Raw genomic sequence first — 16,190 nt, forward strand, 5'->3', positions numbered from 1 at the left:
AGGCTTCCTGCACAACTACAACTACCATCGCTGCCATACCGCACTCGGAGGCCGGCCCCCCGTCACCCGCGTCAACAACCCTGCGGGTCAATACAACTAGGCGGGTTCGTTTGGTCGCCGAACGGACCTGGGAAAGATGCCCGCGACGTGGAGTCCGGCCAAGTAGATGGTCGTGGTCTTCTCGTAACGGGTGGTGAGGCCGCGCCATTGCTTCAGGCCGGGGGCTTGCCACCCCGGCTTCCCCGCCGCAGTCGGTGACGTCGCTGGTCGGCCCGGGCGGGGATCACCGTCCGGGTACCGCGCTTGCGCAAGTGCCTGCGGATCGCGCGGGAGGCATACGCCTTGTCGGCCAGGACGATATGCAGCCTGATGCGGGGCCGTTCACGGCGGCGGGGAATGCGCAAGCGTGCCATCGCTTGCATGAACGCCGGGCGCGTCGCCTGCCTGTCCGGCGGTGAGATGGAAGTCCAGCGCACCACCTGTGACTGGCGGCCCGCAGTCCCGGTGCACCTCTTCCACGCCAGGGGCGACAAGGACGTCTCCTTTGCGAACTCCCTGTACTGCCAACGTCAGCTGGCTTCCCACGGGGCCGACCAGCAGCTGAGCGATGTCGGGCAGTTCGACCACTCCACGACGGTCCTCAAGGCACTGCCACAGGTGGTGCTCGAGTTCGACTCCGAGATCGAGTGACGACCCGCTGAAGAAGAGCGAGTGGTGTGTCTTGCTTTCGTCTGTGCCCTGGTGTTGATGGCGCAGGATTTCGCGTCATTGGCTGGGAGGCGGCGCAGGTCAGCTCTTCGGTGTTTCGGCTGACGCCAGGGTTTCCGGGTCGGGGGCTGGTGTGGGCTGGCTGTGTGGTAGTTCGGCCCAGATGGTCTTTCCTTCGGTGGTGTAGCGGGTGCCCCAGCGTTGGGTGATGTGTGCCACGAGGAACAGTCCTCGTCCGCCCTCGTCGGTGGTGCGGACGTGGCGGAGTTGGGGGGCGGTGTTGCTGTGGTCGGAGACTTCGCAGATGAGGGTGCGGTCGTGGATCAGCCGCAGGGTGAGGGGCCCTTTTGCGTAGCGGATGGCGTTGGTTACGAGTTCGCTGACGACCAGTTCGGCGGTGAAGGCCAGGTCGTCGAATTGCCAGGTGTCCAGTTGGCGGCTGGTCAGGGTGCGGGCGGTCGCGACGATTGCGGGGTCGGTGGGCAGCGTCCAGGAGGTGACGTGGTCGGGTTGCAGGGTGCGGGTTCGGGCCAGGAGCAGGACGGCGTCGTCCAGTGGGTGGCTGGGCAGCAGGGTGTGCAGTGCGGTGGTGCAGGTGTCCTGCAAGGAGGGTCCGGCGGTGCTCAGCATGCGCTGGAGCCTGAGGAGTGCCGTGTCCGTGTCGGGTTGGCCGCTGAGCAGGCCGTTGGTGTAGAGGCCGATCATGCTGCCCTCGGGGAGTTCCAGCTCGGCGGTCTCGAAGGGCAGGCTGCCGCGTCCCAGCGGCGGGCCGGCGGGGACGTCGATGATGTGCACGTCCCCGTTGGGGTGGACGAGTACGGGCGGCGGGTGGCCGGCCCGGGCCAGGGTGCAGCGCCGGGAGATGGGGTCGTAGATCGTGTAGAGGCAGGTGGCTCCGACGGGCGGTTGCTTCGGCGAGTGCGGGGGTTGGGCGTATTCCTTCGCCAGGTCGAGCACCAGGTCGTCCAGGCGGGCGAGCGTTTCGTCCGGCGCCAGGTCGAGTGCAGCCAGCGTACGGATGGCAGTGCGCAAGCGGCCCATCGCTGCCGCCGCCTGGATACCTTGTCCTGCGACGTCGCCCACCACCAGGGCAACGCGCGTTCCCGACAGAGGGATCACGTCGAACCAGTCACTGCCGGCTCCGCCGGAGAGGTAGCAGTGGGCGGCTTCCAACGCGGTGACGGTGGGCGGCCGAGGCGGGAGCAGGCTGCGCTGCAGGGTATCGGCGACGGTGTGTTCGCGCACGTATCGCCGGGCGTTGTCCAGGCACAGCGCTGTGCGGTCGGCGAGCTCGGCGGCGAGGGTCAGATCGTCCTCCTCAAAGGGGCCCTTGTCGCTCCACCGGTAGAAGGAGGCCAAGCCGAGGACGACTCCCCATGCGGTCAGCGGCAGCACCATGAGCGAGTGGTAGCCCGCGGTCTGGACCAACTCGGCCCGGGCGGGATCCTGGGCCAGCCAGCCGCTGTCCTGTGCCAGGTCACGGACGAGGCGCGGACGCAGGTCGGCCAGGCTCTGACCGTGGGGTGAGGCGGCGCCGAATACGCTGATGTCACCCACGGGATGGATACCCCGGTCTGTCTCGCGTGCGGCCCGCAGAGCTAGTCGGCGCAGGGGGAGGCCCACATCCACCCCGCCGGACTGAGGCGCTTCGCCTGCGAGTACGGAGCACAGCACGTCGATCGTCACCGTGTCGGCTAGTTCCGGTACCGCGACCTCGGCCAGTTCCCGGGCGGTACGGGCGGCGTCCAAAGAGGTGCCGATCCGCGCGTTGGCCGCATGGACGAGGCCCAGGCGCGCGCGTGCCCGGGCCCTGTCCGTCACATCGGTGGCCAGGGCGACCACCCCGTGTGGGCGGCCGGCGGCATCGGCCAGCCGAAAGGCCGAAAAGGACATGACGTGCTCGTGGTCCGGGTCTCCGAGCGGGCGGCCGGTGACCTCCTGCTCGACCACCGCCTCGCCCGTGTCCCGGACATGTGCCAGGACCTGCTCGATTGCACGGACGTCGTATCCGGGCGCCACGTCCGCGAACGGCTGCCCCAGCAGTTCGGCGGGCGATACTCCCCGCAGATCGCGCGCCGCGGGGCTGTAGCGCACCAGCCGCAGTTCGCGGTCGAAGACGTACAGGCTCACGGGGGACGCGCTGAACAGCGTCTCCAGGGCCGCGAGGTTGATATCGAAATCCTGCCCCGTAGCGCCGTCATCCGAAGGCGGTCTGCTCATGCCACTAATTATCGCCCTTGCCCGTCTGTGCGTCAGACACCGCTTTTGCGCAGGCCCCTCACCACGGTGACCATTCCGTCGTAACCCTGCTGCGCCCAGCTGCTGTAGGCGTAGGTGTTGTGGCAGTACGCGGTAAGCCCGGCGATGACCGGCATCGGGTCGTGCGCGATGACTTCGTTGGCCGGTAAGACCCCGCTTTCTCCATAACAGGGCGACGGCATATTATGCAGACATTCTGTACAGGACAACCTGTACAGCGTAGGCTGTGGATATGAGCGGGGAACCCATGAGTGAGAACCCGAGCCTGTCGCCCTCGGCGGTTCAGGCGTCGCGGGAGGTCCGCGCGGTCATCAGCCGCCTTCGGCGCCGCATCCTGAACGCCTCCGAGGCCGAGGACATCACCCTGGGCCAGGCGTCCGTCCTGGTCCGCTTGTCCGGCAAGGGGGGCATCACGGCCAGTGAGCTTGCCGCCGCCGAGGGGGTGCGCCACCAGTCGATAACGGCGACGGTCGCATCGCTTACCGCGATGGGGCTGGTTGAGCGGAGCCCGGATCCGCACGACGGGCGGCGCCTGCTGATCGCGCTGACCGCGCAGGGCCACCGCCGGGTGGAGGAGGGGCGGCAGGCCCACAAGGAATGGCTCGCCCACCAGTTGCAGGACAAGTGCACGGAAGAAGAACGCCGGACCGTGATCGCCGCCATGACCGTACTGGAGCGGCTGGCCCGCGACTGATCCGCGGACGGACTTGTGCAAGAAGGGGCCCGATACCGGAGCCGGACTACGAAGAGGCCCGCAGCTCCGTCCGAGAGTGTGATGGGCACAACCCAGGCTCAGTTTTGACAACCCCATCGACGGAGGCCCCGGGGGCCCGCTCGGCGGTCACGGTGAGGTTCAACATGCCAAGGCCGTCTGATGCAGCGCGGTGAGAAGGGCCAGTGGAGTGGCCGCTGCCCAGGCTTGCGGCGAACACGCGTGCGGGTACGGCACCGGCTGTGGGTGGTCGGTGCGTCCGTAGCCCGCCATCACCTCGGGCAGCCGGTGACCGTGGTGTGCGGCCGCGTCGAGCAGACCGAGCGCGACCGTTCGGGCTTCCTCCGCCAGGCCGCAGCGTACGAGCCCGAGCAGGATGATTGCGTTGTCGTGCGGCCAGGAACTGCCACGATGGTAGGAGAGCGGGTGGTAGCCGGGCTGGCCAGTAGCCAGGGTCCGGATGGCCCAGCCGGAGAAGAAGTCGGGTTCCAGCAAGCGCCGTCCCACGCGGTGCGCGTGGCGCTCTTCGAGGATGCCCGACCACAGGAGGTGTCCCGCGTCGGAGGCGAGCGAGTCGACCTGCCGCCCTTGTCCGTCCAGCGCCAGGGCCGGGAAGTCGGGTCCCGGCATCCAGAAGTCCCTTAGAAAGCGGTCCCGTAGACCGGTGGCGGCGGCTTGGAGTCGGTCGGCATAGTCCGCATCGTTCCAGACCGCACGGGCCAGATGTGCGGTGCGGACCATTGCGTCGTAGGCGTATCCCTGGGCCTCGGCGACCGCGATCGGGCCCTCGGCCTGTGTGCCGTCGACGAAGCAGACAGCTCCGGCGGAGTCCTTCCAGTTCTGGTTGATCAGTCCGTTGGGATCGGGTGTGTAGTCCAGGTAGCCTCCGGTGTCCAGACCGCCGTCCCGGAACATCCACGCCATGGCTGCACGGGCCTGGGGTTCCAGGCGAGCGGCGAGCGTGTCGTCTCCCGTGGCCTGCGTGTAGCTGCCCAGGAGGACCAGGAAGAGTGGGGTCGAGTCCACCGATCCGTAGTAGCGGCCGTATGGCACCTGGCGGAAACTGGCCAGTTCACCGCGGCGGAGCTCGTGAACGATGCGACCAGGTTGCTCGCCGCGCTCCGGGTCGTACTGGCTGCCCTGCGTCGCCGCAAGCGCGCCAAGGGTCGCCGCGGCCAGTTCCGGGCGGTACGGGAGTGCGAAGAGAGAGGTGAGCAGGGAGTCACGGCCGAAGAGAGTGAGGAACCAGGGGACGCCGGCGCCCGGGACTCTCAGCTCTTCGCCTTCCGGCCCCGTGACGGGGACGAGCAGCGCTGCCAGGTCGCGCAGGCCGCGTGAGCAGGCTGCCGCCAGAGCGGGGGGCGCGTCCTGGGGCATCGGCAGCGGCGCGTCACCGACGAAGGCCGCGACATCGGCGGCACAGATCGCGGCGGTCTCCGCCGGAGTGGTCACCGCTGCCGGGGCCGCCCCGCCGTGCGGGTACGCCGTCACCGTCAGCAGTAGTTCCGCCGCACCGAGCGGCGGCAGTTCCAGTCGCCACTCCAGCCGGTGCGCGGTGTCCTGCCCGTCTGCCGGCACGACGATATCGGGGTCAGGAGTCGCGGACACCGTGGTACGGGAGAGCCAGTCACCGCGCTCGTAGGTGAAGGCGATTCCGCCGGGCACCACACGGGCGCTGCGCTGCGCGCCGTCCTTGTCGTATTGACGCTCATCGGAGCGTAGCTCGAACTGGTCGGCGAAGTCGGCATCCACGGTCAGCCCGACCACCGCCGTGGTGGTCTCCGACCGGTTGCTGACCAGTCGGAGCTGCTCCGCCAGGGCTCCGTCGGCCAGGGACTGTTCACGGAAGACGGTGTACGCGGGGGGCTCGTCACGGGTGCCCGGCGGGGTCAGCACACAAGCGGTGGAGAACTCTCCCGCCGAGGGGACAAGCACCGTCGGGGCCGTGCCGTCCACGGTCAGGGACCAGAGACTCAAATGCCTTGCGTCCTGCCGGAACATCCCGTCGGGCGATGCGCCGCGGCTGCCGGTGATACCGCCGTCGGCACCCAGGATGGCGAAGGTGCCCGCACGGACCAGGATGGTGTCCGCTGTGGTGCTCACGTACGTACTCCGTTCGTGGGGCCGGTTGTACGGCCGGTCACCTCTGAGGACTGGGCGGCGGCCAGCAGATCGAGGGTGAGGGCTGCCGTCCATGCGAAGTCGCGGGTCCCCAGGGCCTGCGAGGTGAGGGGGTCCACGTACTCCGCGAAGTCGCACGCGCCCGCGGCAGTGAGCATCGATGTGCGCAGCCGGTCCGCCTCCCGGGTCTGCCCGTGCTCGCGCAGACCGCGCTCCAGCAGCCAGTTGGTGTTGAACCAGGCGGGTCCGCGCCAGTAACGGGACCCGTCGAAGGCGTTGCCGGTGAAGTCGTACGAGGGTGCCATCGGTACCTCACCGAGCCGGAAGCCGGTGCCCGCCGCCGTTCCGAGGAGTGCGTCCACCAGGTCCCGGGGGAGCCCGGGCACGATGAGGGGGACAAGCCCGGCGATACTGCGCTCGGGGATGAGCTCGTCCCCCACCAGGTCCCGGCAGAGGAACATTCCCTCGGCGGGGGACCACAGGCGCGCCACGAGCGCGTCGGTCAGCTGCGCGGCCCGGCGCTCGTGACGGGCGGGGTCGGCTCCAGTCGCGGTGGCGATCTGGGCGAGAGCGTGTTCCGAGACGATCAGCAGCGCGTTGAAGCAGGGGTCCTCGACGGCAAAGGCGTGCTTCTCTCCGGAGTCCGCGTAAAACCGGTCGCGGTAGTCGCCGGCGAGACGTACGTAGCGGCCGTAGTCCAGATCGGTGGGGCGCTCCGCGGGCTGTCCGTGATCGAGATCGGCGCGCCGGTACGAGCTGGGAACGGACGGTTCCACGCGTTGCAGGGGGCCGTCCCAGCACGGACTGTTGTCCATCCCGGCCTCCCACGGGTGCACCACGGCGGCGAGCCCGCCGCTGCCGAGGTCGCGGGGACCCGCGAGGTAGTCGTGCCAGGCGGCGAGCCGCCCGTAGAGCCGGGGCAGGAAGCCGCGTCGGCGTGAGGCTTCTGGGTCGGCAGAGTGAACGAGCCACGCGGAAAGGGCGTGAACCGGGGGCTGCACGATCCCTGAGGTTTCGGTGCCCGCCGGGGCGCCCGTCGTCGCGCCGGCGCTGGAGGAACGCCAGAAATCGGGGCTGGGGAAGTATGCGTCCAGGGGGACAGCCGGGTTGAAGACGATGTGCGGGAGGCGTCCGTCGGCCCACTGGGCGCCGACCAGACTCTCCAGTTCGCGCTGGGCGCGTCGCACCGACAGATGGCGCAGGCCGATCGCGATGAAGGCCGAGTCCCAGCTCCACTGGTGCGGATACAGGCCACGGGAAGGGACCGTCGATGTTCCCGTCCAGTTGGCGAGCAGGACCCGCGCCGCACCGCGCCGAAGGGTCAGGCCATCGGCTGCGGCGGGCGCGGGAGTTTCGAGCAGCGACGTCACGCGCCGGACCTCCGGAGGAACGCGGGGATCGAGCGGACGGCCTCCGTAGGGTCGCCGGTCAGCCGGCATTCGACGGCGAGGTACCCGTCGTAGTTGATGCTGTGCAGCGCACCGAGCCAGGCGGGCCAGTCCAGGTGCCCGGCGCCCGGCTGGAATCGGTTGGAATCACTGACCTGGGCGTGGCCGATGTAGGGCGCTGCGGCCAGGATGGCTGCCGACGGGTCGCCCTCCTCGATGTTCATGTGGTAGCTGTCGATGCCGATACGTACTGCGTCGATGCCCACTGTTCGGATCAGCTCGGCTGCCTGTTCGAGGCGGTTGACCATATGGTCCTCGTACCGATTGAGCGGCTCCAGGTAAAGGCTCACGCCCTCCCGGCGGGCGTGTTCGCCGAGCTCGGTGAGGCCCATGATCAGCACCTCACGGTCCTGCTCCTCGGTACGCGGCGGTTCGAAGGGCGGCAGCCTGCGCGAGAACATGCCGTACGAGGCGGGCGTCTGCACGCCCAGGGCGCCGATCTCGGCCGCCACGCTGAGCTGTGACTTCAACTGTTCCAGTGCGTCGCGGCGCAAGGAGTCGTCGAAGGCGGCGAAGAAGTGCAGCATGTCGACGCAGACGGTCGGCATGACGACGCCATCGGCGTGGGCCTGCGTCAACCCGGGGAGACGGTCACGGAATTGGAAGTCGCCCTTGGAGCGCAGTTCGATCGCGTCATAGCCGGCTCCCTGTGCGAACTCCCACTTCTCCTGGAGAGTGGTGCCGGGGAGGAGCTGTTCCTGGCAGGCGGTCTTCAACATGGGGGCCTTTCAGCGCTGGAGTGGTGGCGCTCGGCGTCCGGGCGTGGTGTCCGGGGGCGGTGCGGCGGGGGATGCGGAGCAGCCACGGGACCTCAGAACTCCAGGACGATCTGCAGGGCGTCCGCGGGCCGTTCGTCGAGCAGGGTGTACGCGTCTGCTGCGTCCGCCACCGGCACCACATGGCTGACCAGCGATTTCACGTCGACCTGGCCCTCGGCCACCAGCGACAGGAAGGTCTGCTGGAGGCGCTCCACCGTCCACCGTCCCGCGAGCTGCGGCGGAACACCGCCGATCTGCGAGCAGACCAGCTGCACCCGGTTGTGGTGGAACTCGTCACCGAGACGCAGGCCGATGCCGTCGCCCTGGTAGAAGCCGGATGCGACAACCCGGCCGCCGACGGTGACAGACCGCATCGCTTCCTGGAGCGCCGGGTAGACACCGCTGATCTCGATCGCGACGTCGGCACCGACCCCCCCGGTGGCTTTGCGGATCTCCTCCGCGACCGTACCGGTGCGGGCGTTGAGGGTGTGCAGCGCGCCGTATTCGCGGGCCGTGGTGAGTCTCCCGTCCAATGCGTCGACCGCGGTGACCCGGGCGCCGTTCAGCTGGGCGAGGCGGGTGGTGAGCAGGCCGATGACGCCCTGGCCGAAGACGGCGACATTCTCGCCGAGGTGGATGTCGGCGCCGAGAACAGCGTTGTATGCGATGGCGCCGACCCGGGCAAAGGCGCCGGCCAGCGGTTCGAGACCTGAGGGCAGCGTGTGGCCGACCATGCGCTCTGCCGGCACGATGCCCTCGCTGCGGTGGCCCCAGATGCCCCACACCTCATCGCCGGCGACCGGCATACCGGGGCTGCCGATGAGTTCGGACGAGACCTCGGTGACCTCGCCGACTTCGGAGTAGCCCCAGCCGGCCACCGGGTACTCGATTCCGGCGACCCCGTCGCGGAAGATGCGCGCCTCGGCGTCCCAGGTGCGCGTCAGATACGGGTTGGTGCCGCGGTACGCGGTGAGTTCGGTGCCTGCGGAGATCCCGGAGTAGCGCGTGCGGACCCGTAGATGACCGGCGGGAAGCGGGGAACTCCCGTGTTCGGCGACTTCGACCTGACGGGGGCCGGTGAACTGGACAACGCGTTCCACGGGGGAGCTCCGGATGGCTGAGAGGGGGGTGATGCTCGCTGACTTCCGTCGAAGATATCTCACACTTATGTCTTGTCAAGGAGCAGAAGGGGTGCTGAGATGCTCCAGTAACGTGCATAAGTAGCGTGAGGATGAAGCATGGTGTGGAAGACCCGACGGTCGCGGACAGCCGTGTTCGGGCTCGCAGCGGCTCTCGCCGCCGGACTGCTCGCAGGCTGCGGCGGCGCGGACGGGGCCAAGAAGGCAGACAACCGGATCACGGTGTGGTCGCAGGAGAACCTCGCGCCGCGCATGGCTGTGACCAAGAAGGTCATCGCCCGCTTCGAGAAGGAGTCGGGCGTCAAGGTGGATCTGGTCGGCGTTGACGAGAAACAGTTGCCGCAGCTGATCATGTCGGCGGCCGCCGCAGGGAACCTCCCTGATGTCATCGGCGCCGTCCCCATGGGCCAGGTGTGGCAGATGTACGGAAATGGGCTGCTCAACACAGAGGTAGCGGCACAGATCATCAAGGATCTGCGTCCCGGCACCTTCAACGCCAACGCTCTTTCCCTCACCGGCGACCATGGCACGCGCCTCAGCGTCCCGTCCGACGCCTGGCTCCAGCTCCTCGTCTACCGTAAGGACCTGTTCGCCAAGGCCGGGCTGCGCCCACCCGACAGCTACGCGAGCGCCCTCAGGGCCGCCGCGAAGCTGGACAAGGGAGGCACAAACGGCGCGTCGCTCGCCACCGATCCCTCGGACGTCTTCACCCAGCAGAGTTTCGAGGACCTCGCCCTCGCCAACAACTGCCAACTCGTCGACGGGAAGGGCAAAGTCGACCTGGACTCCACAGCCTGCCGCAACACCTTCAAGGCCTACGACGACCTCGCCCACAAGCACGGCGCACCAGGCCTGCAGTCCGTCGACACCACCCGTGCCACCTACTTCTCCGGCCGGTCCGCGATGATGGTCTGGTCCTCGTTCCTCCTTGACGAACTGGCCGGCCTGCGCAACGACTCGCTGCCCAGCTGCCCACAGTGCAAGAAGGACCGCACCTTCCTCGCCCGCAACACCGGGGTCGTCACCTCACTCAAGGGACCGGACAGCAAGGACCCCGCCCAGTTCGGTGAGATCACCTCCTGGACCGTCACCCGCACCGCAGAGACCGGCGCATCGAAAAAGTTCATCGAATACATGATGGGCAAGGGCTACCAGGACTGGTTCGGCATGGCTCCCGAGGGCAAGATCCCCGTCCGCACCGGCACCCCCGGCCACCCCGACTCCTTCCTGAAAGCCTGGCGCGCCAGCGAGATGGGGGTCGACCACCGAGCGTCCATGGCGAAGGCCTACCCTCCTTCACTGCTCGACAGCCTGGTCAAGGGCGTGGGCGACATGAAGCGCTGGGGCCTCGCCCAGGGGCAGGGAAACCTCGTCGGCGCCACCAACGGCGAACTCCCGGTCGCCAAGGCCATCGGCGCCATGACCAGCGGTCAGATCCCGCCGGACAAGGCAGCCGAGGAGGCCCAGGACGATGTGGCCGCCCTTCAGAAGTCCCTCCAGTAGCCACACGGCCGCTCCGTCACCGAGGTAACCCATTCATGAGCACATCCGACAGCGGCGTCCAAGAGCACCGCAGCCACCCGCAGTCCGCCGGCCGGAGGGAGAATCGCGCCGGCCTGGCCTTCGTCACCCCCACCTTCCTGGTGGTCCTCGTCGTGGTGATCCTGCCCATCCTGTGGACCGTCCTGCTCGCCTTCCAGCACTCCAAGCTCGTCGACATCCAGGAGAACGGCCTCTTCGGTAACTGGACCCTCGACAACTTCGAGCAGGTCTTCGGCTCGCCCGGCTTCTGGAGCGGCCTCGGCACCACCCTCACGTACACCATCGGCGCGACCGCGGGCTCCGTACTGCTCGGCCTGGTCGCCGCTCTCGCACTGCGCAAGCCGTTCCGTGGCCGCGGCCTTCTGCGCAGCGCGATGCTCCTGCCGTACGTCGCGCCGGTCGTCGCGGTGTCCTTCGTGTGGCAGGTAGCGCTCAGCCCGCAGTACGGCGTCGTCAACGACTGGGGCCGCAAGCTCTTCGGATGGCACGACCCGATCGCCTTTCTCTCGACCCGGTCGTACGAGGTCGGTCTGCTGGGCGTTCACTTCCACATACCGTTGGCGCTGCTCACCGTGATCGCCTTCGAGACCTGGCGTTACTTCCCCTTCGCCTTTCTCTTCATGCTGGCCAGGCTTCAGGCCGTACCGGGCAACCTGGAGGAGGCGGCGACGGTCGACGGTGCCACCCCCACCCAGCGCTTCCGGCACATTCTGCTGCCGCAGCTGATGCCGGTCATCGCGCTGCTGTCCGTCCTGCGCTTCATCATGACGTTCAACAAGTTCGACGACATCTATCTGCTGACCGGTGGCGGGTCGGGCACCGACGTCGTGGCCGTCCGCGTCTACAACTTTCTCACCGCCCGGTTCGACGTCGGCGCCGCCGCCGCCCAGGCGCTGGTCCTCGCCGTCGTCCTCATGGCACTGCTGGGCATCTACTTCACGTTCTTCGGCAAGAAGGTCCAGGAGGAGTCGGCATGACTCGCGCATCGCTCATGACCCGCGCACAATGCGAGGACCGCTTCTTCGGCATGCTCCGCTGGGTGGTGATTGCCTTCCTAGCGGTCATCACCATCGCGCCCTTCTACTACATGCTGCTGCTCTCGGTGAAGCCGATCGACGCTCTCCTCCTGGACCCCGGCCAACTCTGGGTCTCTGTACACGACTTCACCCTCGCCACCTACCGAAGTGTGCTCAAGCCGGCCTCCGAGGGCGGCCAGGGCTTCCTCGGCATGCTGCTCAACTCGGCGCTCGTCGCCCTCGGCACGGTGCTGCTCACGCTGGCTGCCGCGGTCCCCGGCGCCTACGCCATCAGCCGGCTGAAGTTCTTCGGGAGCCGGCATGTAAGCGCCCTCTTCCTGGCGGTTTATCTCTTCCCCGCCACGCTGTTGGCAGTGCCGCTCTTCGTCATGTTCGCGAAAATGGGTCTGTCCGGCAGCCTCGTCGGACTCGCGATCGTCTACATCGCGCAGACCGTACCGGTGTCGATCTACATGCTGAAGAACTACTTCATCACCATCCCGTTCAGTATTGAAGAAGCCGCGGCGATCGACGGCGCCTCCCGTCTGCAGACCGTGCGAAGGATCATCCTTCCCCTTGCCACCCCCACCCTGATGGCGACCGGACTGTACGTCTTCATGATCGCCTGGAACGAATTCCTCTTCGCCCTCCTTTTTCTGGCTGCCGACCCGGGCAAGTGGACGGTCTCTCTGGGGCTCCAGCAGCTGGCCAACGGCATCGAAGTGCCCAAGACCGTTCTGATGGCCGGGTCGGTGGTCCTCACCATCCCCGTGGTATTGCTGTTCTTCGCCGCCGAACGGCTCCTCACCGAGGGGCTCACCAGCGGCGCTGACAAGGGCTGACACGGACCCTGACACCAGATCAGCGACGACGCTGACCGGCACAACCGGTCGGCGCGCCACCCGAAGAGGCGAGGACGACGGGGATGACAGGAAACCAGGCGAGCGCGGGACATCTGCTGCGGCTCATCCGCAGCGGTGAGGCCACCACGCGCGGCGAACTGCAACAGGCGACCGGCCTCTCCCGATCGACTGTCGGGCACCGGCTCGATCAGCTTTTCGGCGCCGGCTGGCTGCGCCGTGCCGCGGGCACCTCCACCGGCGGACGACCGTCGGCACGGCTGGAGTTCGATCCCACCCACGCCGTCGTACTCGTTGCTGATCTCGATACCCGGCATGGCCACGCCGCAGTCCTGGACCTGTCCGGCAAGATCCTCGCCGAACGCACCGGCGATCTGGTCATCGCGGACGGGCCCGATCTCGTACTGGACCGGCTCGCCCGCTGGTTCGGGCCACTCCTCGAGGACGCAGCCACGGAGCCCAACCGGGTCTGCGGCATCGGCCTCTCCGTCCCCGGCCCCGTCGACTGGGATACGGCGCAGATCGTGCAGCCGCCGATCATGCCCGGCTGGGACCGTTTTCCCGTACGCGAACGGCTTCGCGACGCCTTCGCCGACCACGTCGGCCCGCCACCCACCGGGGGCCCGCTCCCGGTCTTCGTCGACAACGACGCCAACTTGATGGCCCTGGCCGAACAACGCGAGAACCACCCGGACTGCGGTGCGTTCCTCCTGGTCAAGGTATCCACCGGAATCGGCGCCGGAGTCGTCGTGGGCGGCAGCATCTATCGCGGAATCGACGGCGGAGCCGGCGACATCGGCCACATCCGGCTCCACGACCGCCCCGACGCGCTCTGCATGTGCGGGTCCTACGGCTGCCTGGCGGCGGCCGCCAGCGGCCGCGCCCTCGCCGAACAGCTGACCGCCGCCGGCGTCCCCACCGCATCCGCCTCCGATCTGCGCGCCCACCTTGCCGCCGGACAGCCGGACGCCGTACGGCTCGCGCGAGAGGCCGGGCAGCGCGTCGGGGGGGTACTCGTCACTGTGGTCACCCTTCTCAACCCCGGTGTCCTGATGCTCGGGGGAGACCTGGCGGGCACACCGTTCCTCACCGGTGTACGCGAACTTCTCTATCAGCGCGCTCTGCCACGAACCACGGCCCACCTCCAAGTGGCCACCTCAACCCTGGGTGACCGTGCGGCCCTGGTCGGGGCAGCCGTCATGGTCATCGACCACCTCTACGCCCCCGACCGGGCCGACGCCCGGCTCGCCACTCTCGCCCACGCCGGCGAGGGTGGCTGACCCACCCTTGCAACCTGTCTGGAGCACACCATGCCCCGAGCGGTCGACCTGTCTCACGAAGCCTGGCCGTACCCCCCGGTCCGTGTCGGCCTGGTCGGCGCAGGGCCCTGGGCCCGCGCCATGCACGCCCGGGTACTCGCCGCCGGTCCTGAGACCACTCTGACCGCAGTCTGGGCCCGGCGCCCGGAAGCGGCCGCTGAAATCGCGCACGAACAGGGGTCCCTGGCCGCCGGTTCCTTCGAAGAACTGCTTGACTGCTGCGAGGCCGTCGCTTTCGCCGTACCGCCGGCCGTCCAGGCCGAGCTCGCCGTCCGCGCAGCAGCCAGAGGACGGGCAGTGCTCCTGGAGAAACCCCTGGGCGCGGATCTTTCCGCAGCCCGAGCAGTGGCCGATGCGGTCGCCGAGCACGACGTGGTGTCACAACTCGTCCTCACCAAGCGGTATCACCCCGTCACCAGAGCGTTCCTGGCCGAGGCCGCCACCCGCGAGGTCACCGGTGCCCGGTCCTGCTATCTGCACGGCGCCTTCCTCGGCGGTGAGCTCGCCACGTCCTGGCGACTTCAGCATGGCGCGCTGCTCGACCTCGGACCGCACCTGTTGGACCTGCTGGACAGCGCCGTCGCACCGATCGTCTCGGTACGCGGCACCGGCGACCCGCGTCGCTGGATCGAGCTGACCTGCGAACACCAGAACGGCGCAGTCAGCCAGGCCTCGCTGTCCGGAAGCGTCAGCCTCCCCCGCGCCAGAACCCGCGTCGAGCTCTTCGGCCCTGGGGCGGAGCTCGTGTACGACACGGCGGATATCGACCACGAGGAGTGCTGGCCGGTGCTCCGCCGCGAGTTCGCCACCGCCGTACGAACCGGCACTGGGACTGGGATCGACGCCGCCCGGGGACTGCGCATACAGGAACTACTGGATCAGATCTGATGCACGCGTGCGTCCACCGGGAAGCTCGCACAGAGAGCACTGGCGTGCGCCTATACCCAGCCGGGCAGTGGTGGACGGGAGCCCATCCAGACCCCCTGCACAGTGAGGTACACATGTCTGAACAGCCCATACCCACCATGGCCGGTGTGCGCCTGACGAAGGTCTATGACAACAGTGGGTTCTGGGCCTTCTGGCGGAGTCGCTCGCAGGGGTCTGGCCGGCGAGGGCGCAGGGGGGGGCGATGACGTCGACCTGCAGTTGGTGGCCGGGGCGCTGCTTCTCGTACCGCTTCCAGCGGGTGGAGTGGAGCTTGTAGCGCTGGGAGGCCGGCAGCCGGTTGAGGCCGACCTTCTTCAGGATGCGCCAGATACCGCAGGAGCTGACTGTGACGTCGTGGTAGCGCTGCAGGTACATCGCGATCTTGGCTGGGCCGAAGTGGTACTGCTGACGCCGCCACAGGATCTTTTCCACGACGTCTGCCTCGGTGGCGTGCGGTGTGTGGTGCGGTGCGCTCGAGCAGTCCTTCAGCCCGTCAAGCCCCTTGGGATTCGTAGGGGTCTGATGCAGCGTTGGGTGACAGGTTCACCCGATCGTGCACCAGACTTAGGTTCGAGAACGGCGTCCTCGTCGAACGCGAGGAGCAGGCCGCTTGATCGGCTGAAGGAGCCACCAACCGTCCCATGGACGAGCTGACCTATCCGCAGTCAGGCTAATGTGGGGCGCCGAGAGCTCCGTGCGACTGGACTACCGTGCCCAGCGGCTCATGACCGGAGCGGTGCCGATCAGGCACTCGATGTCGGTCGGGAAGCCAACGAGGGCGTAGGCGGTCAGGCGCAGGTGGCCCTCAAGGCAGACGAGGTTGTCCTGCCTCTCGCCGACGAGGATGAGCGGAGAAAATCGCTCGCCTCGGATGAGCGCGTGGGCTGCGTCGACGAACGGTTCATTGGGCACGTCGAACGCCCGTAACCCTGCCTTGATGCGTGCGGCTGCGTCGGCCGGCCGGCGGCTGCCACCCGACAGTTCAACCCAGTAGGAATAGTCGAGGTAGCGCACGCTGGTCGCCTCGTCGGCGGACAGGAGTGCCCTGGTCCACGTGACGTGAGTGGGGAAGTTCTCGAACAGATCGCGGTTTTCGCCGTACCCGCGCACCGCAGCGAGCAAAGCGCGACGTGCGAAGTTCGCTCCAGCGTCGGAGAGGTCCGGACGTGTGAGCAACTGCTCGGCCAGCCCGGCTGCCGCCAGTTGGGACCGGAGGTTCTGGCCGAACCGCCGACTGGATAGCTCGCCGCTCAAGAAGCAGGCGACCATCTCGTCCTCACTGCTCACACCCAGTATCTGCACGACCGTCAGCATAGGATCGAATTCTTTGGGCGCCGAAGCCTGCTCGCACGTCATCTTTTCCACGGGCCTCGACTATTGC

The 16,190-nt window shown here is 68.1% G+C and carries 14 protein-coding genes and 2 pseudogenes; 7 read left to right on the top strand and 9 right to left on the bottom strand.

Translation table 11 applies throughout. The annotated features are described in order from the left end of the window. Positions 1 to 218: 218 nt before the first annotated feature. Positions 219 to 462, bottom strand: a pseudogene (locus AB0436_RS29430) (transposase); the annotation flags it as partial. A 42-nt stretch (positions 463 to 504) separates the two neighbouring features. Between AB0436_RS29430 and AB0436_RS29435 the strand changes: the two are divergent. Beyond that, positions 505 to 690 carry a hypothetical protein gene (locus AB0436_RS29435; protein ID WP_366470991.1) on the top strand — a complete coding sequence of 62 codons (186 nt, stop codon included), beginning with the start codon at positions 505 to 507 and terminating at the stop codon, positions 688 to 690. Positions 691 to 789: 99 nt separating this feature from the next. Here AB0436_RS29435 and AB0436_RS29440 read toward each other — a convergent pair whose 3' ends face one another. Next, positions 790 to 2,928: a SpoIIE family protein phosphatase gene (locus AB0436_RS29440; protein WP_366470992.1), complete on the bottom strand. Its 2,139-nt coding sequence runs from the start codon at positions 2,926 to 2,928 to the stop codon at positions 790 to 792. A gap of 32 nt (positions 2,929 to 2,960) precedes the next feature. Beyond that, entirely contained in the window at positions 2,961 to 3,083 is a 123-nt protein-coding gene (locus AB0436_RS29445; protein ID WP_366470993.1) for a hypothetical protein, read from the bottom strand. A gap of 131 nt (positions 3,084 to 3,214) precedes the next feature. Here AB0436_RS29445 and AB0436_RS29450 point away from each other — a divergent pair, with 131 nt between their 5' ends. Beyond that, positions 3,215 to 3,661 carry a MarR family transcriptional regulator gene (locus AB0436_RS29450; RefSeq protein WP_366471027.1) on the top strand — a complete coding sequence of 149 codons (447 nt, stop codon included), beginning with the start codon at positions 3,215 to 3,217 and terminating at the stop codon, positions 3,659 to 3,661. 159 nt (positions 3,662 to 3,820) lie between these two features. Here AB0436_RS29450 and AB0436_RS29455 read toward each other — a convergent pair whose 3' ends face one another. The 4 genes from AB0436_RS29455 to AB0436_RS29470 form a co-directional block, all read right to left on the bottom strand. Next, a complete protein-coding gene (locus tag AB0436_RS29455; protein WP_366470994.1) occupies positions 3,821 to 5,782 on the bottom strand; it encodes a glycogen debranching N-terminal domain-containing protein in 1,962 nt (653 codons plus the stop codon). Beyond that, a complete protein-coding gene (locus AB0436_RS29460; RefSeq protein ID WP_366470995.1) occupies positions 5,779 to 7,170 on the bottom strand; it encodes a hypothetical protein in 1,392 nt (463 codons plus the stop codon). The genes AB0436_RS29455 and AB0436_RS29460 overlap by 4 nt, the downstream gene beginning before the upstream one ends. Then, positions 7,167 to 7,967, bottom strand: coding sequence for a sugar phosphate isomerase/epimerase family protein (locus AB0436_RS29465; protein ID WP_366470996.1), 801 nt, complete (start codon positions 7,965 to 7,967; stop codon positions 7,167 to 7,169). The genes AB0436_RS29460 and AB0436_RS29465 overlap by 4 nt, the downstream gene beginning before the upstream one ends. A 92-nt stretch (positions 7,968 to 8,059) precedes the next feature. After that, complete coding sequence (locus tag AB0436_RS29470; RefSeq protein ID WP_366470997.1) at positions 8,060 to 9,106, bottom strand: zinc-binding alcohol dehydrogenase; 1,047 nt, start codon at positions 9,104 to 9,106, stop codon at positions 8,060 to 8,062. A 138-nt stretch (positions 9,107 to 9,244) separates the two neighbouring features. Here AB0436_RS29470 and AB0436_RS29475 point away from each other — a divergent pair, with 138 nt between their 5' ends. The 5 genes from AB0436_RS29475 to AB0436_RS29495 all read left to right on the top strand — a co-directional run bounded on the left by AB0436_RS29475 (position 9,245) and on the right by AB0436_RS29495 (position 14,770). Beyond that, positions 9,245 to 10,648: an extracellular solute-binding protein gene (locus AB0436_RS29475; protein WP_366470998.1), complete on the top strand. Its 1,404-nt coding sequence runs from the start codon at positions 9,245 to 9,247 to the stop codon at positions 10,646 to 10,648. Between the two features lie 35 nt (positions 10,649 to 10,683). Further along, positions 10,684 to 11,664, top strand: coding sequence for a sugar ABC transporter permease (locus AB0436_RS29480; protein ID WP_366470999.1), 981 nt, complete (start codon positions 10,684 to 10,686; stop codon positions 11,662 to 11,664). Further along, positions 11,661 to 12,545: a carbohydrate ABC transporter permease gene (locus AB0436_RS29485; protein ID WP_366471000.1), complete on the top strand. Its 885-nt coding sequence runs from the start codon at positions 11,661 to 11,663 to the stop codon at positions 12,543 to 12,545. Before AB0436_RS29480 ends, AB0436_RS29485 begins: the two co-directional genes overlap by 4 nt. 83 nt (positions 12,546 to 12,628) lie before the next feature. Beyond that, positions 12,629 to 13,843, top strand: coding sequence for an ROK family transcriptional regulator (locus tag AB0436_RS29490; RefSeq protein ID WP_366471001.1), 1,215 nt, complete (start codon positions 12,629 to 12,631; stop codon positions 13,841 to 13,843). Positions 13,844 to 13,873: 30 nt separating this feature from the next. Then, positions 13,874 to 14,770, top strand: coding sequence for a Gfo/Idh/MocA family oxidoreductase (locus AB0436_RS29495; RefSeq protein ID WP_366471002.1), 897 nt, complete (start codon positions 13,874 to 13,876; stop codon positions 14,768 to 14,770). Positions 14,771 to 15,013: 243 nt separating this feature from the next. On the opposite strand, the pseudogene AB0436_RS29500 reads toward AB0436_RS29495, so the two are convergent. Then, positions 15,014 to 15,194, bottom strand: a pseudogene (locus AB0436_RS29500) (IS481 family transposase); the annotation flags it as partial. Positions 15,195 to 15,514: 320 nt separating this feature from the next. After that, positions 15,515 to 16,165, bottom strand: a complete 651-nt coding sequence (locus AB0436_RS29505) for a hypothetical protein (protein ID WP_366471028.1) — start codon at positions 16,163 to 16,165, stop codon at positions 15,515 to 15,517. Positions 16,166 to 16,190: the final 25 nt, after the last annotated feature.

The organism is Streptomyces sp. NPDC051322 (assembly GCF_040689485.1).
Lineage (GTDB): Bacteria > Actinomycetota > Actinomycetes > Streptomycetales > Streptomycetaceae > Streptomyces.